The sequence below is a fragment of the Pseudomonas alkylphenolica genome (assembly GCF_016009175.1).
GTDB classification, from domain to species: Bacteria; Pseudomonadota; Gammaproteobacteria; order Pseudomonadales; family Pseudomonadaceae; genus Aquipseudomonas; species Aquipseudomonas alkylphenolica_B.
Genome location: NZ_JADUCM010000007.1, coordinates 1 through 20,670 on the forward strand (window position 1 = coordinate 1; position 20,670 = coordinate 20,670).

Here is a 20,670-nt window from a genome sequence, read left to right on the forward strand (position 1 = left end):
GGTTTTTACAACAGCTGTCGGCTGCACTCAGCACTGGGCTATCGCTCACCGAACGCTTTTGCAAAGGACTTAAAGTGCAAGCCTTAACGCCCAGCTTCTTGGCGTCTGCTGCCAAGGGACAGAACCAGCAAAACCGCTCGCTCCTGCATACGGCCCTACGCTACGCTCCGGGTCCCTTCCCTCCGGCACCTTCCGGGACCACGCGGCCTACGACTTGCTTCGCCAAGTCTACATCTCGCGTCTTCGGCTTCGCCGAAGGTGCTGCGCACTGCCCCTACAGGCACCTCCACTCAGCCTCCTGAAGTCGCAGTCTGCGGCGTCTGAACCGACGTGCTTGAAGATCAAGATCAAAAGCCGGATCAAGATCAAGATCAAGATCAAGATCAAGATCAACAGCGATCTCCATGTTTTGAGTTCGAAGATGCGTCCGTATCGGCGCCACGGATTGCTTTTGCGACTTCAGGAGGCTGAGTGGAGGTGTCTGGAGGGGGCTGGTGCGCAGCACCCTTCGGCCTTGGCCGAAGTTCGCGAGCCGGAGACTTGGCGAAGCAAGTCGTAGGCCGCGATGCCCCTGGAGGGCACCGGAGGGAAGGGACCCGGAGCGTAGCGTAGGGCCGTATGCAGGAGCAGGCGGTTTTGGTTCCTTTTGCCAAGACAAAAGGGACCCGCCGTAAGGGCGGAAGGGGCCGTCAGCTGCGCCACATAGAATGGATAAGCTCCCAGCCCCCAAAGCCAAAGCCAAAGCCACAGCCAAAAAAAAGCCCCGCATCAGCGGGGCTTTTTCTCAAGCGGTGAGGCTGGCTTACATCATGCCGCCCATGCCGCCCATACCACCCATGCCGCCCATGTCTGGCATGCCGCCACCAGCAGAAGCTTCTACTGGCGCGTCAGCAATCATGGCCTCGGTGGTGATCATCAGACCACCGATCGAAGCTGCAGCCTGCAGCGCGGAACGGGTAACTTTGGCTGGGTCCAGGATGCCCATTTCGATCATGTCGCCGTACTCACCGGTAGCAGCGTTGTAACCGAAGTTGCCCGAACCTTGCTTGACCTTGTCGGCCACAACGCTTGGCTCGTCGCCAGCGTTGGAAACGATCTGACGCAGCGGCGCTTCAACAGCGCGACGCAGCAGGGCGATACCGACGTTCTGCTCTTCGTTGTCGCCTTTCAGATCCTTGATGGCTTGCAGGGCGCGAACCAGTGCAACACCACCGCCAGGCACCACGCCTTCTTCAACGGCTGCACGGGTAGCGTGCAGGGCGTCTTCAACGCGGGCTTTCTTCTCTTTCATTTCGACTTCGGTGCCAGCACCGACCTTGATCACGGCAACACCGCCAGCCAGTTTGGCCAGACGTTCTTGCAGTTTTTCACGGTCGTAGTCCGACGAAGTTTCTTCGATCTGGGCACGGATCTGTTTGACGCGTGCTTCGATGTCGGCTTCAACACCAGCACCGTCGATGATGGTGGTGTTTTCCTTGGACAGGGTGACGCGCTTGGCGTTACCCAGGTGCTCCAGGGTAGCGGACTCCAGGCTCAGGCCGATTTCTTCGGAGATCACGGTACCGCCGGTCAGGACGGCGATGTCCTGCAGCATGGCCTTGCGGCGGTCGCCGAAGCCAGGTGCCTTGACCGCTGCAACCTTGACGATGCCGCGCATATTGTTGACTACCAGGGTAGCCAGCGCTTCGCCTTCAACGTCTTCAGCCACGATCAGCAGTGGACGGCCGGCCTTGGCAACGGCTTCCAGAACTGGCAGCAGTTCGCGGATGTTGGAGATCTTCTTGTCAACCAGCAGCAGCAGTGGGCCATCCAGCTCGGCAACCATGGTGTCTGGCTTGTTGACGAAGTAAGGGGACAGGTAGCCACGGTCGAACTGCATGCCTTCTACAACCGACAGTTCGTTTTCCAGGCCCGAGCCTTCTTCAACGGTGATCACGCCTTCTTTACCGACTTTTTCCATGGCTTCGGCAATGATGTCGCCGATGGAGTTGTCGGAGTTGGCGGAGATGGTACCTACCTGGGCAATGGCCTTGGAGTCGGCGCATGGCTTGGACAGGGACTTCAGCTCGGCAACGATGGCAGCAGTGGCCTTGTCGATACCGCGCTTGAGGTCCATCGGGTTCATGCCGGCAGCAACGGATTTCAGACCTTCGCTAACGATGGCCTGAGCCAGAACGGTAGCAGTGGTGGTGCCGTCACCGGCAGCATCGTTGGCCTTGGAAGCAACTTCCTTGACCAGCTGGGCGCCCATGTTTTCGAACGCGTCTTTGAGTTCGATTTCTTTGGCAACCGATACACCGTCTTTGGTGATGGTCGGAGCGCCGAAGCTCTTGGCGATCACTACGTTACGGCCTTTCGGGCCCAGGGTCGCTTTTACCGCGTCAGCCAGAACGTTGACACCAACGAGCATTTTTTTGCGGGCGGAATCGCCGAATTTTACGTCTTTAGCAGCCATGATCGTTTAATCCTTGAATACTTTGGAGTAACGGGAAACCAGCAGAATCAGCCTTCGATAACAGCGAGAATCTCGTTCTCAGCCATTACCAGCAGGTCTTCGCCGTCAACTTTCACAGTGTTGCTGCCCGAGTAAGGGCCGAAAACCACCTTGTCACCCACTTTCACGGCCAGCGCACGCACTTCACCGTTGTCCAGAACGCGGCCGGTACCTACAGCGACGACTTCGCCACGGTTAGGTTTTTCAGCGGCCGAACCTGGCAGAACGATACCGCCAGCGGTTTTCGATTCTTCTTCGCTGCGACGGATGACGACGCGGTCATGCAGAGGACGAAGCTTCATTGTCGATCTCTCCTAATTGTGGTTTTCATCGGCCGGTATCGACACCGGCGGGTTGATGCTTGCGGCGTAGCCGCTCGTAGCTCGCTGTGCGAACTACCCATGTAATGTCCAGGGCAAACCCCTGGAAACCTTGCGGTAACCCCTACATGAGGTCGCCAAGATCAATTACAAGGCTTGCCGGTTAAATTTTTTAGCGATGGCTCATACAAAACAGAACGGCCCCGTCAGGGGCCGTTGGCAAAAAGCGCTGGATCAAATGTCGCGGGGGTTGCGCGGTACGCGCGCATCAGGCCCGTCGCGGTGTTCATACTCGCCTTCGATCACGTTTGGCTGGCGCGGCTGAGCACCCGGGTTACCCGGGCGCGCCATGAACGGATCATCACCAAAGGCACGCTGGCGCATGGCCTGGGCCTCGGCACGCTCGCGCATCTTGCGCCCCACCAGACGGCGGGTGAAAGGCAGCAGGCAGACCAGGCCGATCACGTCGCTGATAAAACCAGGAAGCAGCAACAGGCCACCACCTAGTGCCAGCATCAAGCCCTGGAACATGTCTTCGGCGGGCAGTTCGCCACGTTGCAGGCTCTCACGGGCGCGCAGGGCGGTGGCCAGACCGGCCACCCGCACCACCAGCACACCCAGGGCGGAGCCGGCGATAATCAGCAGCAGCGCCGGAAAGAAGCCGATCGCGGTGCTGACCTTGAAAAACACATACAGCTCCAGCACCGGAAAAATCAGAAACAGCAATAGAAAAGCACGCATCAAGGGTTCCTCTGCGCAAGAATGACTTGCAGTAAACCTTTAATGGATGCGATCCACCGCTATTTCAAGGCTATGCGCTTTCACGAACGGGCCACTGATCGGCGCGCGCCAGAAAAACCAGGGCTTCGCGCACTTGTATCGGCGTATTGCAAGGTACTGCAAACGGCAACCAGTGTACGCCTTGGCCGATACGCAAGTGCATGCCTTCGCTGTCGATACCGACCAGCTGCGCCGGAACGCCCTGTGGCAGGCCGCTGAGCTGGACGTAATGTTCGATGGCCGAGGCATGGTCACTGTTCATGTGCTCGATCATGCTCAGCTCGGCTTTGCCGGCAAAGGGATTGGCCAGGCTCAGGTGATCGACCCAGTGGATGGCGCCGAAACCACCGATGTAGCGGTGACGAACCGGCTTGAGCACCCAGAAATCGAAGTCATGCGCCTTGTGGTAACTGCTCGACTCGGGGAAGTACCGGTAGTAACGCTCGGCAGCCGCTTCAATGGCAGCCGGATCGTCGAGCTTGTGCGCTTCGGCCAGCACGGTAAGCCGACCGACGGCCTGCACATCCTCAGCTTCACGCTCGCCGACCAGCAACGAGCACTTGGGGTCTTTTTGCAGGTTGTGGGTGTGCTGGGCAATGCGGCTGATCAGGATAAGCGGGTTGCCCTCAGCATCCAGGCAATACGGCACCACCGAACCGAACGGAAAGCCTGGCATCGACTTGGAATGCGTCGACAAGACTCCACGGTACTCCTTGAGCAGCAGCTCACGGGCCTGTTGTGCGACTTTTGCGCTCACGGTGTAACTCCCGACTCGATAATGTTGCGAAGGTCGGCCGGACCTGAAGTCCGGCGCGTGCTAAACCGTCAAAATAATCATTATCGCCGGCGCTTGCCAGAAGACTTACCAGGTTACGCCGAAGCCTGCGGTGTAACGGGTCTTGTCGAGGTCACTGTCACGGGTGCCGCTGATCACGTCCTTCTCGGCCTTGAGGTTGAGCGAGGCCCATTCGGTGACTTTGTAACGCAGGCCGACTTCGGCATCCAGGGCATAGTTGGCGACCCCGTCCAGCGGCTTGCCGAGTTCACCGTTGGTGAAGAACTCGACGCGTTTGCCAATCAGGTAGCGGTTGTAGTCCCACTTCATGGCCAGGGCGTAGAAGTTGTCCTTGCCGCCGTCGGCGTATTCATAGTCGGTGCGGTTGATCAGCGAGCCCAGCGAGAACGCGCCCAGTTCATCATCCCAGAACTGGTAACCCGGGCCGGTACCCACGGTGCGTTGACGGGCCAGGTCCTCGATATGATCACGCTTGTACTCCAGGCGCCCCTGCCAGAACCACTTTTCCGTGATAAAGCGGTCCAGGGCGTATTCGGCGCTCCAGTTGTTGGTCGTGGTGACATCGTCCTTGGATTCGCGGTTGTACTCACCCTCAGCCTGATGACGCCAGCGGCCATGGCGGGCCGTAGTCTTGAAGTCGACGTCGTAGTCGTCGCTGTCGGTGTCAGCGCGCTTGTAGTCCATCGCCACGTCGACGTTACCTTTCCAGGAAAGGTCTTCGATCACGGGCTTGGGTTTCATGATCTGCTGGATACTGGCCAGCTCAACCGTCTTCGGCGCCTCGCCGTTGGCCAGGATGACCTTGCCATCATCTGCCGGGTGCAGGGACTTGGCCTTCTCGCCGGTGTACGCGTCCTGCTTGACCAGCAGCTCCTGGTCGCTTTCCAGGGTTTTGACCTGTTTCCAGTCGAGGGCGACGGAGCCACCGTACTCGGTCTTGATCAGCAGCTTGCCACCGTCAAAGACGGTGATCTTGCCACTGAGCCGGTCACCATTTTTCATCCAGACGGTATCTGCCATCGCCGCAGAACACAGGCCAAGGAGGGTGAGGCACAGCAAGACTCTAGAAAACATAAGCAGGTACGGACTCGGGTTCACAAAAAAAGTCGGGCATTATCCAGATACCAGCCCGTAGAGCAAGGACTGACCCACCCCATGCCCATGAGTTCAATGCCTGTTACGGCAAACGATTCCTGCGTTTACCCGCCTACGCCCGCGAGGCCGCGATGAAACCGACACCTGGCGATCCCACTGAAAACGCAGAAGCCCGACGAATGGCGCTCTACCTAGTGCTCGGCCAAGTGCCCTGCGGCAAGGTCGTCAGCTATGGACAACTGGCCGAACTGGCCGGTTTGGGCCGCGCAGCTCGCTGGGTTGGACGCACCCTCAGTCAACTGCCTGCCGACACTCAATTGCCCTGGCATCGGGTGCTGGGAGCAGGCGGACGCCTGAGCCTGGCCCTGGGCACGCCGTCAGGCGACGAGCAGCGTGCACGATTACGGGCAGAAGGCGTCACCCTGCACAATAATCGTGTGGATATGTTGCGCCATGGCTGGCGCCCGATAGAGCACAGCGGTTAGAGTGCGCGCTTTGTTTTCGTAATATTGAGGCAGATGTTGGCCCATGCCCCGTAAAACCTGGCGCGCTGCGCTCGCTGCCTATGCCAGCCCGTCGACCCTGGTGCTGCTGCTGCTCGGCTTTGCCGCCGGCCTGCCCTACATGCTGGTGTTTTCGACCCTGTCGGTATGGTTGCGCGAGGCCGGTGTAGCACGCGAAACCATCGGCTATGCGAGTTTGATTGGCCTGGCCTACGCCTTCAAATGGGTCTGGTCGCCGCTGCTCGACCAATGGCGCCTGCCGTTGCTCGGCAAGCTCGGTCGACGCCGCTCCTGGCTGGTGTTGTCCCAGGTGCTGGTGGTGATCGGCCTGGTGGGCATGGGTTTTTGTGACCCCCAAAAACATCTGTCATGGCTGATTGCCCTGGCCGTGCTGGTGGCCTTCGCCTCCGCCACCCAGGATATCGCCGTTGACGCCTACCGCCTGGAGATCGCCGACGATCAACGCCAGGCTGCGCTGGCTGCCAGCTACATGGCGGGCTACCGTGTCGCTGCCCTGCTGGCCACTGCGGGTGCGCTGTTTTTCGCCGAAGGCTTCGGTTCCACCGGCTTCAGCTACCTGCACAAGGCCTGGACCGGCACCTACGTGCTGTTTGGCATACTCATGCTGCCCGCGGTCATCACCACCCTGCTGATGCGCGAACCGCCGGTACCGCTGCGCACGCAGTTGTCGGCCGCCCGTTACGGCCTGGTGCATCAGCTGGTTTCGGTGTTCGTCCTGATCGTTCTGCTGGTCTCGGTACCGGCCACCTTCACCCAGCTGTACAACACCGACTTCGCCAGCGTGCTGTTCGACGGCATGAGCCTGCTCGACCTGCTGCTGCAAGACCGTGCGTTCTTGCGCGCGATCCTCTACATCACCCTGACCACCCTGTGCCTGTCGTCCATGGGCCGACGCGGCCTGGCACCGGTACTGACCCCGGTCAACGACTTCATCCTGCGCTACCGCTGGCAGGCACTGCTGCTGCTCGGGCTGATCGCGACCTACCGGATGTCCGATACGGTGATGGGCGTGATGGCCAACGTGTTCTATATCGACCAGGGCTTCACCAAGGACCAGATCGCCAGTGTCAGCAAGATTTTCGGTTTGATCATGACCCTGGTCGGCGCCGGCATGGGCGGCTTGCTGATCGTACGCTTCGGCATCCTGCCGATCCTGTTCATCGGCGGTGCGGCTTCGGCCGCCACCAACATCCTGTTCCTGATGCTGGCCGACATGGGCCCGAACCTGCAGATGCTGGTGGTGACCATTTCCCTCGACAACTTCAGCTCGGGCCTTGCCACCTCGGCGTTCGTGGCCTACCTGTCGAGCCTGACCAACCTGAAGTTCTCGGCGACCCAATATGCGTTGCTCAGCTCGATCATGCTGCTGCTGCCGCGCCTGATCGGCGGCTACTCCGGTGTCATGGTGGAGAAGTTCGGTTATCACGACTTCTTCCTGATCACCGCCCTGCTGGGTGTGCCGACCCTGATCCTGATCGCCCTGCAGTGGCGTCAGGAACAGAATCGCGCGAAACAACTACCCACCGACAACCCGGTTGCCGAGCAGCGCCCCTGAGCCCGAATGAGGCGCTTACGGGTTTTATTCCGGTAACGCCTGCACTTCTACGCTGGAGGCCCTCAAAACGACCCTCAGCGGCCACAGCGCGAGGATACCGGCAACTCCGGCGGCCAAGGCAAAACTCAGCAGGCTGGCACCCGCGCCCAACATGGCCAGCAAAGCACCTCCCAGGCCCAGCAGGGCAATGGTGATCATCCCCAGCATCGCCGACACCAGTCCTTTGCTCTGCTCACTGGCAAACAGGGTCATGCGGTAGAGTACCGCGTTGGCAATCCCCAGCCCCAGGGCGTAGACCGACAGGCCGGCCACCAGGCTCGGCACGGTCGGGTGCAGCCAGGTCGCCAGCATCATGCCCAACAGCCCGGCCAGATACGGCCACAGCGCGCGCCGTACCAGGCTGGTCAGCGGGTAACGGTCGGCAATACGGTTGATGATCAGGTTGCCGAGAATCAGGCCGCCAAACACCGGCAGTTGCCACAGCGCATAGTCAAAGGTGCTCAGGCCTTCGTCGTGAATCAGCAGCACCGGTGACAAACCGATCCAGCCGATCAACGGCAAGCCCACCAGGCCCAGTGCGGCACTGCCGGCCACAAAGCGGCGGTTGGCAAGCAACTGGCCATAGCCGGCCAGCAGCGGCAGCAGGTGAATGGGCTGAAACGCCAGCCGTGAGCCGTCTCGGCGCTCAACGCCGAGGGTTTCCGGCATGAAGCGATACAGTGCCAGCCACGACAGCACGGCACAGGCGCCGAAGATCACGAACAGCCAGCGCCACGACACCCACTCAAGCAGCAGCGTGCCCACCAACGGCCCGAGCAGAGGCGACAACAGCGCAATATTGGCCAGCAAGGCCATCATGCGCACCGCATCCGCTTCACTGAAAGCTTCGTTCAAGGCCGGATAGCTGACCGTCACCACAAAGCCCAGGCCGATGCCCTGCAGCAGACGCAGCAGGTTGAACAGTTCAATACCTTTGACCCAGAACGTCGCCAGACAGGCCGCACAGAAGAACGCACAGCCCACCAGCAATAACGGCCGGCGCCCATAGCGGTCGGCCAGCGGACCGATCAGCCACTGCAACAGCACACCGCCGAGCAGGTACAGGTTAAGGGCATGCGGTATGAATTCTGGGCTGGCATCGAGATCGCCGACCACCACCGGCATGGCCGGCATGACCACATCGCTGGCGAGGTAGGTCAGCAGTTCGAAGAGTGCCAGGGTCATGGCAAAGCAAAACGCCCGAAATGGCGTGATGTTGATCAGCGGGGTCAGCATGGTAGGGCCGGCAAACAAAGGTAAGCCAGCCTATATGCCAGAAACACCAGGACGCAGGTAGCGCGAAGACGTGAACAAGTGTAATGGCAGGCCCCGCGCTACGCGCTCGGTCGCAGGCTTCGCCCGCTCCCACAGCTCAGACACTGTGGGAGCGGGTTTACCCGCGAAACAGCCAGAATGAAGGCTGTTGCTACTAGACGACCGTTTCCTGCACCACGCGGATTACCCGCTGCGGGAAGGGAATGTCGATGCCCTCTTGCTTCAGACGGTCACGGGCGTGTTCGTTGAGCATGAACATCACGTCCCAGTAATCGGCGGTGTTCACCCACACCCGCAACGACAGGGTGATCGAGCTGTCGCCCAGCAGCGAAACCACGGCCTGTGGCGCCGGGCTCTGGTGGATACGCGGATCATCGGCCAGCTCCAGCAGCACCTGCCGCGCCTTCTGCAGGTCGGCTTCGTAATCAACCCCCACATCAAACACAACTTTGCGGGTCGGCTGACGGTTGGTGTTGGTGATGATGCCGTTGGACAGGCTGCCGTTGGGCAGGATCACGGTCTTGTTGTCACCGGTGCGCAGCACGGTGTGGAAGATCTGGATACTGTCCACGGTGCCGGAGACGCCTTGCGCCTCAATCCAGTCGCCCAAACGGAACGGACGGAACAGCAGGATCAACACGCCGCCCGCGAAGTTTGCCAGGCTGCCCTGCAACGCCAGGCCGATGGCCAGGCCGGCAGCACCGATGGCGGCGACGAACGAGGTGGTCTCGATACCGATCATCGAGGCAACGCTGACCACCAGCAGAATTTTCAGAATGATGTTGGCCAGGCTGCTGATGAAGCCCTGCAAGGCCAGGTCGACTTTACGCAGGGCAAGGAGCTTGCCCAGGCGGTCGGCCACTTTGTTGATCAGCCACCAGCCGATCGCCAGGGTCAGCAGCGCCAGCAACAGGCGGCTGCCGTACTCCATGATCATCGGGACCCAAGTTTGCGACGTTTTTACCAGCTGATCGACTTCAGCACTCAAATCCATAATCCATTCCTCATGCCGAAGGGCAAAAGCTGTGAAAAACACGCCGCAATCGTTTCAGCGGCAGCACAAACCTCGGACGCCAAATCGGCGCCAAGGTTCCAAAGCGCCATGATCAGTCGCGGAAGTTGTTGAACTGCAGTGGCATGCCGAATTCCTTGGCGCGCAGGGCTGCAATGGCTTCCTGCAGGTCATCGCGTTTTTTACCGGTGACCCGTACCTGCTCACCCTGGATGGCGGCCTGCACCTTGAGTTTGGCGTCTTTGATATGGGCAACGATCTTCTTCGCCAGCTCCTTGTCGATGCCTTCCTTGAGGGTGGCGTCCTGTTTCATCACTTTGCCCGACGCGTAGGCGTCCTTCACTTCCAGGCACTGCACGTCGATCTTGCGCTTGACCAGGGCCAGCTTGAGGATCTCGATCATCGCCTCGAGCTGGAATTCGGCTTCGGCCGTCAGGGTGACGGTCAGATCCTTTTCCTTGAACTCGAAGCTGCCCTTGCCCTTGAGGTCATAGCGACGGTCCAGGTCCTTGACCGCGTTTTCCACGGCGTTGGTGACTTCGTGCTTGTCCAGTTCCGATACCACGTCGAACGACGGCATACCTTCTCTCCAAAAAATAAACGCACGCTCACCGCTCTGATAACAGAGCGCGATGGAGCCTGCAGGGTTTGACGGTTAAAATACCGGCTCATTATAACGGTTGCGAAACGCTGATGAGCAGCACCTGGCATATTCTCGGCGCCGGCAGTCTGGGCAGTCTCTGGGCCTGCCGGCTGGCACGCGCCGGCAAAGCGGTCCGGCTGATTCTGCGCGATGCGGCACGCGTGCAGGCCTACGAGGCCAGCGGCGGCCTGACCCTGATCGAGCAGGGCGAAGCGCAACTGCACGCCATTCCGGCGCAAACCGCGCACGACACCACGCCCATTCATCGCCTGCTGGTGGCCTGCAAAGCCTATGACGCCGAGCACGCCGTCGCTCAGCTGGCACCGCGCCTGAGCCACGGTGCCGAGGTTATCCTGTTGCAGAACGGTCTGGGCAGCCAGGATGCCGTTGCGGCACTCGTCCCTCACGCCCGCTGCATCTTTGCCTCCAGCACCGAGGGTGCATTTCGCCAGGCCGACTGGCAGGTCAACTTCGCCGGGCACGGTTTCAACTGGCTGGGCGATCCGGCCAACCCCACCCCGGCAGAGTGGCTGGATGATCTGGTTGACGCCGGCATCCCCCACCAATGGACGCCCGACATCCTCACCCGCCTGTGGCGCAAGCTGGCGCTCAACTGCGCCATCAATCCCCTGACCGTGTTGTATGACTGCCGTAACGGCGGCCTGCAGGAACACCACTGCGAAGTGGCCACCCTGTGCGCCGAACTCGCCGAGCTGTTGCAGTGCTGCGGCCAGCCGGAAGCCGCCGAAGGCCTGGACGAGGAAGTCGAGCGGGTGATCAAGGCCACCGCCGCCAACTACTCTTCCATGTATCAGGATGTTCGTCAGGGCCGGCGCACCGAGATCCATTACCTGCTCGGTCATGCCTGCCGGGTGGCAAGCCGACATGGTCAAGAGCTACCGCACCTTGAACGCCTGTACCGGCGCCTGGTCGAACACCTGAATGCACGCCGATTGCCCAGCGACTAAGCGCAGCGGTACCCTGCCCTTTCACCTACCGACCAGGATCTGGCTTTCACATGACGCTGCGCGAACGCCTGGAGAACCTGCCGGTCGGCCAGAAACTGCTGGCCGCCCTGCTGGTGTTGTTGATCACCATTTTGCTGGTGGCCAACGTCACCTTTATCAGCGCCGCCTACTGGATCTCCCAGGAAAGCATGGCCCCACAGGCCCTGCAGACTATTGGCCGGCTGGTAGCCAACCCGCAACTGTCTGCCCAGGCCGCAGACTCGCCCGACGCGGCGAACGAGCTGCTCAAGGAACTCGACAGCTATACACCACTGCGTGCGGCGGCGGTGTACGGCGGCGACGGCAAACTGCTTGCGCAATTGCAGCACGGCGAACAACTGCCCCTGCCCAAGCGTTACCGCAACATCGAGAACTGGCGTCTGACCGAGTTTCGCAGTACCCAGCTGACGCCAATACCGCGCCCGGGCGGGGCTCCCGGGCATCTGTTGATGGTCGCCAGCAGCGAACTGCCGATGGCGTTCTATACCGGTATCCTCACCGCCAGCCTGGGCATCCTGGTGTTCAGCATTTTGCTGTGGATGGTTATCGCCCGGCAGATCAAGCGCCTGATCACGCAACCGATCTATCAACTCGAACAGCTGTCGCGCCAGGTGACCCGCGAAGAAAACTATGCGCTACGCGCGCACCGCGGCAACGACGACGAAATCGGCAGCCTGGCCGAAGCGTTCAACACCATGCTCTCGCGCATCGAAGCCCGCGAGCAGCAACTCAAGCGCACCCGTGACGAATTCCAGCAAGCCTACGACCAGGCGCAGGGCCTGGCTGAGGAAACCCGCCATACCAACCGCAAGCTGGAGCTGGAAGTCCAGGTGCGCAGCAAGATCGAGAAAAAGCTCACCGGCTTTCAGAACTACCTCAACAGCATCATCGACTCGATGCCCTCGGCATTGATCGCCCTCGACGAGCAACTCTACGTCACCCAGTGGAATCAGGAAGCCAGCGCACTGTCCGGCACGCCGCTGGACGAAGCGCTGAACCAGCCGATCTTCCTCGCCTTCGAGCCGCTCAAGCCGTTCCTGCCGCAGCTCAAGGAAAGCGTCGAGAAGCACCGGGTGGCGAAAATCGAGCGGGTCACCTGGACCAAGGGCGACGACAGCCGCTACTACGCCCTGACCTTCTACCCGTTGATGGGTGGCGGCGGGCGCGGCGTGGTGATCCGGATCGACGACATCACCCAGCGTCTGTCGCTGGAAGAAATGATGGTGCAGTCGGAGAAGATGCTGTCGGTGGGTGGCCTGGCCGCCGGCATGGCCCATGAAATCAACAACCCGCTGGGGGCGATCCTGCACAACGTACAAAACGTACGCCGGCGCCTGTCACCGGACCTGGCGAAGAATCAGGAGCAGGCCGGCGAGCTGGGCATCGACCTGGCTACCGTCAACCGCTACCTGGAAAGCCGCGAGGTCCCGCAGTTGCTCGATGGCATTGCCCAGGCTGGCGCGCGTGCGGCCAAGATCGTCACCCACATGCTCAGCTTCAGCCGGCGCAGCAATCGCCAACTGGCGCCTTGCGATCTGCCGGCATTGATCGATCAAGCCGTGGAAATTGCCGGCAATGACTTCGACCTGACCATCGGCTTCGACTTCAAGGGCCAGGCCATCATCCGCCAGTTCGACCCGAACCTGGGCCCGGTACCCTGCACGGCCAACGAACTGGAGCAGGTGCTCCTGAACCTGTTGAAAAACGCCGCCCAGGCCATTCATCTGCGCGAAGACGACAGTGAGCCGGGGCGCATCATCCTGCGCACCCGGCTGAACCCGCCCTGGGCCGAGATTCAGGTAGAAGACAACGGCGTCGGCATGCCCGAGGCCGTGCGCAAGCGCACCTTCGAACCGTTCTTCACTACCAAGGAAATCGGCCAGGGCACAGGGCTTGGCCTGTCCGTTTCGTACTTCATCATCACCAACAACCACAAGGGCCAGATGGAGGTGCAATCGGCACCGGGGCAAGGCACCTGCTTTACCTTGCGCCTGCCACTGGCCAGCAGCTCGCCCACCGTGGTCGAGCATCACTCAATGGAGTCATGAACATGGGTTTTCGGTTGTCGAAGATCTACACCCGCACCGGCGACAAAGGCGAAACCGGCCTGGGTGACGGCCGTCGGGTACCCAAGGATCATCCGCGCATCGAGGCCATTGGCGAGGTCGACAGCCTGAACAGCCAGCTCGGGCTGCTGCTGGCCGGGCTGGCCGAACAGCAACTGGATGAGGTGATCGAGGTGCTGGCGCCTTGCCAACACCGTTTGTTCGATCTGGGCGGTGAGCTGGCGATGCCCAGTTACCAGGCGCTGAACGCCACCGAAGTAGAACGCCTGGAAGCGGCGATCGACCGCTGGAACGAGGAACTGGGGCCACTGGAAAACTTCATTCTGCCCAGTGGCTCGGCACTGATCGCCCAGGCCCACGTGTGCCGTAGTCTGGCGCGCAGTGCCGAACGGCGCTGCCAGCAACTGAACAGTGTCGAACCGCTGGCTGGAGTGGGTTTGGCGTACATCAACCGGTTGTCGGATCTGCTGTTTGTAGCGGCGCGCTTGATCGGCCGGCGGCAAGGGGTTGCAGAGGTGCTTTGGCAGGCGGCGGCGAAACCCCTTCGCGGGTGAACCTGCTCCCACAGGGCCAGGGCAATCTGTAGGAGCAGGCCCGCGAAGGATTCAGACCTCAGGCCAGAACGCGCGGATTCCCGCTACACCTTGAGCGCCGTGCTGCCAGGCCTTTTCGCGTTCGGCAGCGCCGACGCCACCGAGCAGGTACACCGGCTTGCTGAAGCCTTCGATCAGCAGGCAGGCCTGCTCCCAACCCAGCGGCTGGGCATCCGGGTGCGTCTGGGTCGCTTGTACCGGCGACAGGGTGACAAAGTCCACTCCCATCTGCTCGGCCAGGCTCAACTCTTCGGCATTGTGGCAGGACGCCGCCAGCCAGCGCTCTTTCGGGAACGGCCGCCCCTTGCTGGCATACTTGCGCAACTGCTCGGACGTCAGGTGCCAACCGGCCGCAGGGAAATCACCCAGCCACTCCAGTGGCCCCTTGAGCATCAATTGCGCCTTGCCAGCACACAGCCCCACGGCATCGACGGCAACGTCGCGGTACTTGGGGTCATACATGTTCGGCGCACGCAACTGAACCAGTTTGATCCCGCCGGCAATGGCCTTTTGAATGCCCCGCAGCATCTGCGGCACTTCCAGGCCTTCCGGGGTAATCATGTATTCGCCAGGCAGACGCGCCGCTGCGACGATCGACTGGTTGGCTTCCGGGAAATCGTACTGCGGCAGCTCGCGGGCAGTTACCCAGGCCAGCGGCTGGCCTTCGGCGCCATGCGGTTCGCCGGTGAACGCGCTGACTTCCCAGACATCCAGCAATACCTGTTTGTCCGGGTAGTCGTGGTGAACCTTGATCAACGGCCGGGCGGCCGTGACGACAATGCCCAGCTCTTCGTTCAGCTCACGGGACAGGGCGATTTCCACGGCTTCGCCGTCTTCCACCTTGCCACCGGGGAACTCCCACAGACCGCCCTGGTGCTGGGTATCCGCGCGCCGGGCAATGAGGATTCGGCCGTCAGCACCACGAATGACCGCGGCGGCTACATGAATGCGTTTCACCCTTCACGCTCCGCCAGGCCAGCGTTTTGCCATGCCTGAAAGGCCGGCCACTGGTAGATGGTTTCGATGTAGGCCGCTGCTTCGGCAGGCACTTCCACCCGGTAGGTGCGCAGGCGCACTGCAACCGGCGCGAAGAAAGCGTCAGCCAGGCTTGGCTTGCCAAACAGGAACGGACCGGCTTCTTTGGCCGCCAGGCGGCACTCAGACCATAGCGCGACGATACGATCGATATCGACCTGCACTTCCAGCGGCATGTTCTCCAGCGCCTCATCACGAGACAGGTCGAACGGCATGTTGCCTCGCAGCGCGAAGAAGCCACTGTGCATCTGCGCGCAGGCCGAACGGGCCTGGGCACGCGCGGCGACATCGGTCGGCCACAGGTTGGCCTCGGGATGACGCTCGGCAAGGTATTCGGCGATCGCCAGGGAGTCGGCAATGATGCCGTGCTCGCACTTGAGCAGAGGCACCTTGGCGGTAGGCGAGAACTCCAGCAGGCGCGCACGGGTGTCGGCCTGATTGAGTTTGATCAGGGTTTCCTCATAGTCGGCACCCGCCAGCTCAAGGGCCAGGGCGCCACGCAGCGACCAGGAGGAGTACAGCTTGTCGCCGATGATCAGGTGGTAACTCATGGTTCGGCTCCATCAGGGGGAACGATCGCGGAGCCGGTCGAAGCGACTGGCCCCGCGATGTGATCAGGTACGGTACTCAGCGTTGATTTTTACGTACTCGTGGGACAGGTCGGTGGTCCAGATGGTTTCGCTGCACTGGCCACGGCCCAGCTCGATACGGATGGTGATTTCCTCTTCGGCCATCACCGCCGAGCCCTGAGCTTCAGTGTAGGTGGCACTGCGGCCGCCTTTGCTGGCAATACAGACATCGCCCAGGTACACGTCGATCAGGCTGACATCCAGGTCAGGCACCCCAGCGCGGCCTACGGCTGCCAGGATACGGCCCCAGTTCGGGTCGGAGGCAAACAGCGCGGTCTTGATCAGCGGCGAGTGGGCCACGGCGTAACCGACGTCCAGGCACTCCTGGTGGTTACCGCCGCCATTGACTTCAACGGTGACAAACTTGGTCGCGCCTTCACCGTCACGGACGATGGCCTGGGCCACTTCCATGCACACTTCGAATACGGCTTTTTTCAACGCGTCGAACAACGCGCCCTTGGCTTCGGTGACTTCAGCGACATTCGCCTTGCCAGTGGCAATCAGCATGCAGCAATCGTTGGTCGAGGTATCGCCGTCGATGGTGATGCGGTTGAACGACTTGTTGGCGCCGTCGAGCATCAGGTCCTTGAGCACCGCCGGGGCGACCTTGGCATCGGTGGCGATGTAGCCGAGCATGGTGGCCATGTTCGGACGGATCATCCCGGCGCCCTTGCTGATACCGGTAACGGTGATGGTCACGCCTTCGTGCTGGAACTGACGACTCGCACCCTTGGGCAGGGTATCGGTGGTCATGATTCCAGTGGCAGCAGCCGCCCAGTTGTTTTCCGACAGGTCATCCAGCGCAGCCTGCAGTGCGCCTTCGATTTTCTCGACTGGCAGCGGCTCGCCGATGACACCGGTAGAAAACGGCAGTACCGCGCTGGCGTCGACGCCAGTGAGCTCGGCCAGCTTGGCGCAGGTGCGCTCGGCAGCCGCCAGGCCCGGCGCGCCGGTGCCGGCATTGGCGTTACCGGTGTTGGTCAGCAGATAGCGCACGGTGCCCTGTACGCGCTGCTTGGCGAGGATCACCGGCGCTGCACAAAAGGCATTGAGGGTGAACACGCCAGCCACGCTGGAACCTTCGGCACAGCGCATGACGACGACGTCCTTGCGCCCCGGGCGCTTGATACCCGCAGAGGCGATGCCGAGTTCAAAACCTGGAACCGGGTGCAACGTTGGCAAAGGACCAAGACCAACAGCCATGAAAGCGCTCCTAGAAAAAATACACCGGCTCGAATATACCGGTGCTTGAGATGGAACAACGCCGCGAGGGTACGGAACCGGTCGCGGCGTGGTGTTCGTGAATCAGCAGATTGCCGGGTCGATTACTTTAGTTGATCTGACCGTGGCAGTGCTTGAACTTCTTGCCCGAACCACACCAGCACAGTTCGTTGCGGCCCAGCTTCTGGTCGTTGCGCACAGGGGCGGCGGCGACGGCGACTTCAGCGCCCTCCTCCTGCTCCTGAACCTGCTCAAGACCTGGAGCAGCAGCGTGCTGGAACTGCATGCGGGCGGCCAGTTCCTCGGCCTCGCGGCGCAGGCGTGCTTCTTCTTCGGCAGGGTCTTCGCGGCGAACCTGAACGTGCGAGAGCACGCGGATGGTGTCGCGCTTGATCGAGTCGAGCAGCTCCTGGAACAGGTTGAACGACTCGCGCTTGTACTCCTGCTTCGGGTTCTTCTGGGCGTAGCCGCGCAGGTGGATACCGTGACGCAGGTGGTCCATGGTCGACAGGTGGTCTTTCCACAGGTCGTCCAGTACGCGCAGCAGAATCTGCTTCTCGAAGGTGCGCAGGGCTTCGGCGCTGGCCTGCTCTTCCTTCTCGTTGTAGGCCGCCATCAACTCGGTCATGAGCTTCTCGCGCAGGGTTTCTTCGTACAGGTGATCGTCTTCGTCGAGCCACTGCTGAACCGGCAGTTTCACACCGAAATCGCTCGCCAGCGCGGCTTCCAGGCCAGCCACGTCCCATTGCTCGGGCAGCGACTGCGGCGGAATGTGCTGGGCGACGGTAGCGTCGAGCACTTCCTGACGGAAATCGGCAATGGTGTCGCCGATGTTGTCAGCTGCCAGCAGGCTGTTACGCATGTGGTAGATGACTTTACGCTGTTCGTTGGCAACGTCGTCGAATTCGAGCAGTTGCTTACGGATGTCGAAGTTGCGCCCTTCAACCTTGCGCTGGGCCTTCTCGATCGCGTTGGTCACCATGCGGTGCTCGATCGCCTCACCGGACTGCATGCCCAGTGCCTTCATGAAGTTCTTCACCCGGTCAGAGGCAAAGATGCGCATCAGGCTGTCTTCCAGCGACAGGTAGAAACGGCTGGAACCCGGGTCACCCTGACGGCCGGCACGGCCGCGCAGCTGGTTGTCGATACGGCGGGATTCGTGACGCTCGGAGGCGATCACATGCAGGCCACCGGACTCGATCACCTGCTGGTGACGCTTCTGCCAGTCGGCCTTGATCTGGGCGATCTGCTCGGGCGTCGGGTTCTCCATCGCCGCGACTTCCACTTCCCAGTTACCGCCCAGGAGAATGTCGGTACCACGACCGGCCATGTTGGTCGCGATGGTCAGTGCCCCCGGACGACCGGCCTGGGCAATGATCTCGGCTTCTTTTTCGTGGTACTTGGCGTTCAGTACCTTGTGATCGATGCCTTCCTTCTGGAGCAGATTGGACATGTGCTCGGAGGTCTCGATGGTGGCCGTACCGACCAGCACCGGACGGCCCTGGGCCATGCTTTCCTTGATGTCGGCAATGATCGCCGCGTACTTCTCTTCGGCGGTCAGGTAGACCAGGTCGTTGAAGTCCTTACGGGCCAGCGGCTTGTTCGGCGGGATGACCATAACGTTGAGGTTATAGATCTGGGCGAACTCGAAGGCTTCGGTGTCAGCGGTACCAGTCATGCCGGACAGTTTGTTGTACAGCCGGAAGTAGTTCTGGAACGTGGTCGATGCCAGGGTCTGGCTTTCGGCCTGGATGTTCAGGTTTTCCTTCGCTTCGATCGCCTGGTGCAGGCCTTCGGACAAGCGACGGCCCGGCATGGTACGGCCGGTGTGCTCGTCGATCAGCAGGATCTGGCCGTCCTGGACGATGTACTCGACATTGCGATGGAACAGCTTGTGCGCACGCAGACCGGCATAGACGTGGGTCAGCAGGCCCAGGTTGTGCGCCGAGTAGAGGCTCTCGCCCTCGGCCAGCAGGCCGACCTGGGCAAGCATCTCTTCGATGAACTGGTGACCGGCTTCGTTGAGCTCGACCTGACGGGTCTTCTCGTCGATCTTGTAGTGGCCTTCCTGGGTAACCTCGCCTTCGACTTCCTCGATGTGCTGCTTGAGGCGCGGGATCAGCTTGTTGATCTCGATGTACAGCTTGGAGCTGTCTTCGGCCTGGCCGGAGATGATCAGCGGGGTCCGCGCTTCGTCGATCAGGATGGAGTCGACTTCGTCGATCACGGCGAAATTCAGCTCGCGCTGGAATTTCTCGTCCATGCTGAACGCCATGTTGTCGCGCAGGTAGTCGAAACCGAATTCGTTGTTGGTGCCGTAGGTGATGTCAGCGGCATAAGCAATGCGCTTCTCTTCCGGCGGCTGGAACGGCGTAACGACGCCAACGCTCAGGCCGAGGAATTCATACAGTGGACGCATCCAGTTGGCGTCACGGCGGGCCAGGTAGTCGTTGACCGTAACCACGTGCACACCCTTGCCCGACAAGGCATTGAGGTATACCGCCAGGGTTGCGACCAAAGTCTTGCCTTCACCGGTACGCATTTCTGCGATAGTGCCTTCGTGCAAGGCCATGCCACCGATCAGCTGGACATCGAAGTGGCGCATGCCCATGACCCGCTTGCCAGCCTCGCGGGCAACAGCGAAGGCCTCCGGCAGCAATTGGTCGAGGGTCTCGCCTTTGGCCAGGCGCTCTTTGAACTCTGCGGTTTTGGCGCGCAGCTGTTCGTCCGAGAGGGCCACCATCTTCTCTTCGAAGGCATTGACGGACTGCACCGCCTTGAGCAGGCGTTTCACCTCACGCTCGTTCTTGCTTCCAAAAAGTTTTTTTAACAAAGGCGCAAACATATCGGCAGGATCTTCCACACATAGGGATGGAGGGCGGCCCCGTGAGTCGCCCGTGCAGCCCTTATGGCCGCATGCGAACGAGCATTCTACCCGGAAACGACGGTGAGGAAAGTGGCGGATTTCCACGATGCTGGCACAGCGCTTTGACGGGGCTTTTTTACAATAAGGGCTTTTTTCACAACTTCAACCCACCGGCAACATGAAGTTTTTCCACAAGCACCCGCGCAAGGCGTGCGCCGGGGGATCTGATAAGATGCCGGTACTGTAACTTCAGGTGTCCCTTCATGGCTTTTCGCCCCTTGCCGGCCCGCGCGCCCGCCGTACTTCTGCGCGAAGCCCGACCACTCAAAGCCCTGTTCAGTCAGGCCCAGCGTCTGGCGCAGCTGCAAAAGCTGCTCGACAGCCAGTTGCAGCCAGCCGCCCGCGAACACTGCCATATCGCCTCCTGGCGCGAAGGTACCCTGCTGCTGATTGTCACCGACGGCCACTGGGCGACCCGCCTGCGCTACCAGCAAAAGCGCCTGCAACGCCAGCTGCAGACCCTGGAGGTGTTCGCCAGCCTGACCCGGATCCTGTTCAAGGTGCAACCCACTGCCGGGACGCCGCCTGTCGCCGGCCACCCCATGGATATTTCCACCGAGTCGGCGCAGAACATCCAGTCGACCGCCGAAGGCATCAGCGATCCCAACCTGCGTGCTGCCCTGGAACGCCTGGCCAGCCACGGCAAAAAGTGACCGCGCA

18 protein-coding genes are annotated in these 20,670 nt (G+C 61.1%); 6 read left to right on the plus strand and 12 right to left on the minus strand.

Annotated elements, in window-relative coordinates; genetic code table 11:
• Positions 1–802 precede the first annotated feature (802 nt).
• The 5 genes from groL to I5S59_RS08895 all read right to left on the minus strand — a co-directional run bounded on the left by groL (position 803) and on the right by I5S59_RS08895 (position 5,464).
• Positions 803–2,455 (minus strand): chaperonin GroEL, encoded by a 1,653-nt coding sequence (gene groL, locus I5S59_RS08875; protein WP_128323925.1) that lies wholly within the window; start codon positions 2,453–2,455, stop codon positions 803–805.
• Positions 2,456–2,502: 47 nt separating this feature from the next.
• Positions 2,503–2,796 carry a co-chaperone GroES gene (locus I5S59_RS08880; protein WP_029614823.1) on the minus strand — a complete coding sequence of 98 codons (294 nt, stop codon included), beginning with the start codon at positions 2,794–2,796 and terminating at the stop codon, positions 2,503–2,505.
• Between the two features lie 252 nt (positions 2,797–3,048).
• Positions 3,049–3,555: an FxsA family protein gene (locus I5S59_RS08885; protein WP_197876271.1), complete on the minus strand. Its 507-nt coding sequence runs from the start codon at positions 3,553–3,555 to the stop codon at positions 3,049–3,051.
• Positions 3,556–3,625: 70 nt separating this feature from the next.
• On the minus strand, positions 3,626–4,351 hold the full coding sequence (locus tag I5S59_RS08890; RefSeq protein WP_197876272.1) for a HugZ family protein: 726 nt from the start codon (positions 4,349–4,351) through the stop codon (positions 3,626–3,628).
• Positions 4,352–4,456: 105 nt separating this feature from the next.
• Complete coding sequence (locus I5S59_RS08895; RefSeq protein ID WP_197876273.1) at positions 4,457–5,464, minus strand: DUF481 domain-containing protein; 1,008 nt, start codon at positions 5,462–5,464, stop codon at positions 4,457–4,459.
• Positions 5,465–5,616: 152 nt separating this feature from the next.
• Between I5S59_RS08895 and I5S59_RS08900 the strand changes: the two genes are divergently transcribed.
• Entirely contained in the window at positions 5,617–5,970 is a 354-nt protein-coding gene (locus tag I5S59_RS08900) for an MGMT family protein (RefSeq protein ID WP_197876274.1), read from the plus strand.
• A gap of 43 nt (positions 5,971–6,013) precedes the next feature.
• Entirely contained in the window at positions 6,014–7,564 is a 1,551-nt protein-coding gene (locus tag I5S59_RS08905) for an AmpG family muropeptide MFS transporter (RefSeq protein WP_197876275.1), read from the plus strand.
• 24 nt (positions 7,565–7,588) lie between these two features.
• On the opposite strand, the gene I5S59_RS08910 is transcribed toward I5S59_RS08905, so the two are convergent.
• From I5S59_RS08910 to I5S59_RS08920, 3 genes are all read right to left on the minus strand, one after another.
• Positions 7,589–8,836: an MFS transporter gene (locus I5S59_RS08910; protein WP_197876399.1), complete on the minus strand. Its 1,248-nt coding sequence runs from the start codon at positions 8,834–8,836 to the stop codon at positions 7,589–7,591.
• Positions 8,837–9,032: 196 nt separating this feature from the next.
• Positions 9,033–9,815 (minus strand): mechanosensitive ion channel family protein, encoded by a 783-nt coding sequence (locus I5S59_RS08915; protein WP_420066448.1) that lies wholly within the window; start codon positions 9,813–9,815, stop codon positions 9,033–9,035.
• Between the two features lie 169 nt (positions 9,816–9,984).
• Entirely contained in the window at positions 9,985–10,470 is a 486-nt protein-coding gene (locus I5S59_RS08920; RefSeq protein ID WP_128323918.1) for a YajQ family cyclic di-GMP-binding protein, read from the minus strand.
• 113 nt (positions 10,471–10,583) lie between these two features.
• Here I5S59_RS08920 and I5S59_RS08925 point away from each other — a divergent pair, with 113 nt between their 5' ends.
• The 3 genes from I5S59_RS08925 to I5S59_RS08935 are packed head-to-tail and all read left to right on the plus strand — an operon-like array spanning position 10,584 to position 14,160.
• On the plus strand, positions 10,584–11,501 hold the full coding sequence (locus I5S59_RS08925; protein WP_197876277.1) for a putative 2-dehydropantoate 2-reductase: 918 nt from the start codon (positions 10,584–10,586) through the stop codon (positions 11,499–11,501).
• A 50-nt stretch (positions 11,502–11,551) separates the two neighbouring features.
• Positions 11,552–13,588 carry a sensor histidine kinase gene (locus tag I5S59_RS08930; RefSeq protein ID WP_197876278.1) on the plus strand — a complete coding sequence of 679 codons (2,037 nt, stop codon included), beginning with the start codon at positions 11,552–11,554 and terminating at the stop codon, positions 13,586–13,588.
• A gap of 2 nt (positions 13,589–13,590) precedes the next feature.
• Positions 13,591–14,160 carry a cob(I)yrinic acid a,c-diamide adenosyltransferase gene (locus I5S59_RS08935; RefSeq protein WP_197876279.1) on the plus strand — a complete coding sequence of 190 codons (570 nt, stop codon included), beginning with the start codon at positions 13,591–13,593 and terminating at the stop codon, positions 14,158–14,160.
• A 51-nt stretch (positions 14,161–14,211) separates the two neighbouring features.
• Here I5S59_RS08935 and I5S59_RS08940 read toward each other — a convergent pair whose 3' ends face one another.
• The 4 genes from I5S59_RS08940 to secA all read right to left on the minus strand — a co-directional run bounded on the left by I5S59_RS08940 (position 14,212) and on the right by secA (position 19,929).
• A complete protein-coding gene (locus I5S59_RS08940) occupies positions 14,212–15,156 on the minus strand; it encodes a Nudix family hydrolase (RefSeq protein WP_197876280.1) in 945 nt (314 codons plus the stop codon).
• The gene (locus I5S59_RS08945) at positions 15,153–15,785 is read right to left on the minus strand and encodes a glutathione S-transferase family protein (RefSeq protein ID WP_197876281.1); all 633 of its coding nucleotides are present in this window, start codon (positions 15,783–15,785) and stop codon (positions 15,153–15,155) included. Before I5S59_RS08945 ends, I5S59_RS08940 begins: the two co-directional genes overlap by 4 nt.
• A 63-nt stretch (positions 15,786–15,848) precedes the next feature.
• Positions 15,849–17,066, minus strand: a complete 1,218-nt coding sequence (gene argJ, locus I5S59_RS08950; protein WP_197876282.1) for a bifunctional glutamate N-acetyltransferase/amino-acid acetyltransferase ArgJ — start codon at positions 17,064–17,066, stop codon at positions 15,849–15,851.
• 127 nt (positions 17,067–17,193) lie between these two features.
• Positions 17,194–19,929, minus strand: coding sequence for a preprotein translocase subunit SecA (gene secA / locus I5S59_RS08955; RefSeq protein ID WP_197876283.1), 2,736 nt, complete (start codon positions 19,927–19,929; stop codon positions 17,194–17,196).
• A gap of 284 nt (positions 19,930–20,213) precedes the next feature.
• Between secA and I5S59_RS08960 the strand changes: the two genes are divergently transcribed.
• Positions 20,214–20,663, plus strand: coding sequence for a DUF721 domain-containing protein (locus tag I5S59_RS08960; RefSeq protein WP_128323910.1), 450 nt, complete (start codon positions 20,214–20,216; stop codon positions 20,661–20,663).
• Positions 20,664–20,670 lie beyond the last annotated feature (7 nt).

Bases quoted from the DNA above. Each gene is read 5' to 3' on its own strand.
- groL (WP_128323925.1), bottom strand. From the start codon at position 2,455: ATGGCTGCTAAAGACGTAAAATTCGGCGATTCCGCCCGCAAAAAAATG.
- I5S59_RS08880 (WP_029614823.1), bottom strand. From the start codon at position 2,796: ATGAAGCTTCGTCCTCTGCATGACCGCGTCGTCATCCGTCGCAGCGAA.
- I5S59_RS08885 (WP_197876271.1), bottom strand. From the start codon at position 3,555: ATGCGTGCTTTTCTATTGCTGTTTCTGATTTTTCCGGTGCTGGAGCTG.
- I5S59_RS08895 (WP_197876273.1), bottom strand. From the start codon at position 5,464: ATGTTTTCTAGAGTCTTGCTGTGCCTCACCCTCCTTGGCCTGTGTTCT.
- I5S59_RS08900 (WP_197876274.1), top strand. From the start codon at position 5,617: ATGAAACCGACACCTGGCGATCCCACTGAAAACGCAGAAGCCCGACGA.
- I5S59_RS08905 (WP_197876275.1), top strand. From the start codon at position 6,014: ATGCCCCGTAAAACCTGGCGCGCTGCGCTCGCTGCCTATGCCAGCCCG.
- I5S59_RS08915 (WP_420066448.1), bottom strand. From the start codon at position 9,815: ATGATCATGGAGTACGGCAGCCGCCTGTTGCTGGCGCTGCTGACCCTG.
- I5S59_RS08920 (WP_128323918.1), bottom strand. From the start codon at position 10,470: ATGCCGTCGTTCGACGTGGTATCGGAACTGGACAAGCACGAAGTCACC.
- I5S59_RS08925 (WP_197876277.1), top strand. From the start codon at position 10,584: ATGAGCAGCACCTGGCATATTCTCGGCGCCGGCAGTCTGGGCAGTCTC.
- I5S59_RS08930 (WP_197876278.1), top strand. From the start codon at position 11,552: ATGACGCTGCGCGAACGCCTGGAGAACCTGCCGGTCGGCCAGAAACTG.
- I5S59_RS08935 (WP_197876279.1), top strand. From the start codon at position 13,591: ATGGGTTTTCGGTTGTCGAAGATCTACACCCGCACCGGCGACAAAGGC.
- I5S59_RS08945 (WP_197876281.1), bottom strand. From the start codon at position 15,785: ATGAGTTACCACCTGATCATCGGCGACAAGCTGTACTCCTCCTGGTCG.
- argJ (WP_197876282.1), bottom strand. From the start codon at position 17,066: ATGGCTGTTGGTCTTGGTCCTTTGCCAACGTTGCACCCGGTTCCAGGT.
- secA (WP_197876283.1), bottom strand. From the start codon at position 19,929: ATGTTTGCGCCTTTGTTAAAAAAACTTTTTGGAAGCAAGAACGAGCGT.
- I5S59_RS08960 (WP_128323910.1), top strand. From the start codon at position 20,214: ATGGCTTTTCGCCCCTTGCCGGCCCGCGCGCCCGCCGTACTTCTGCGC.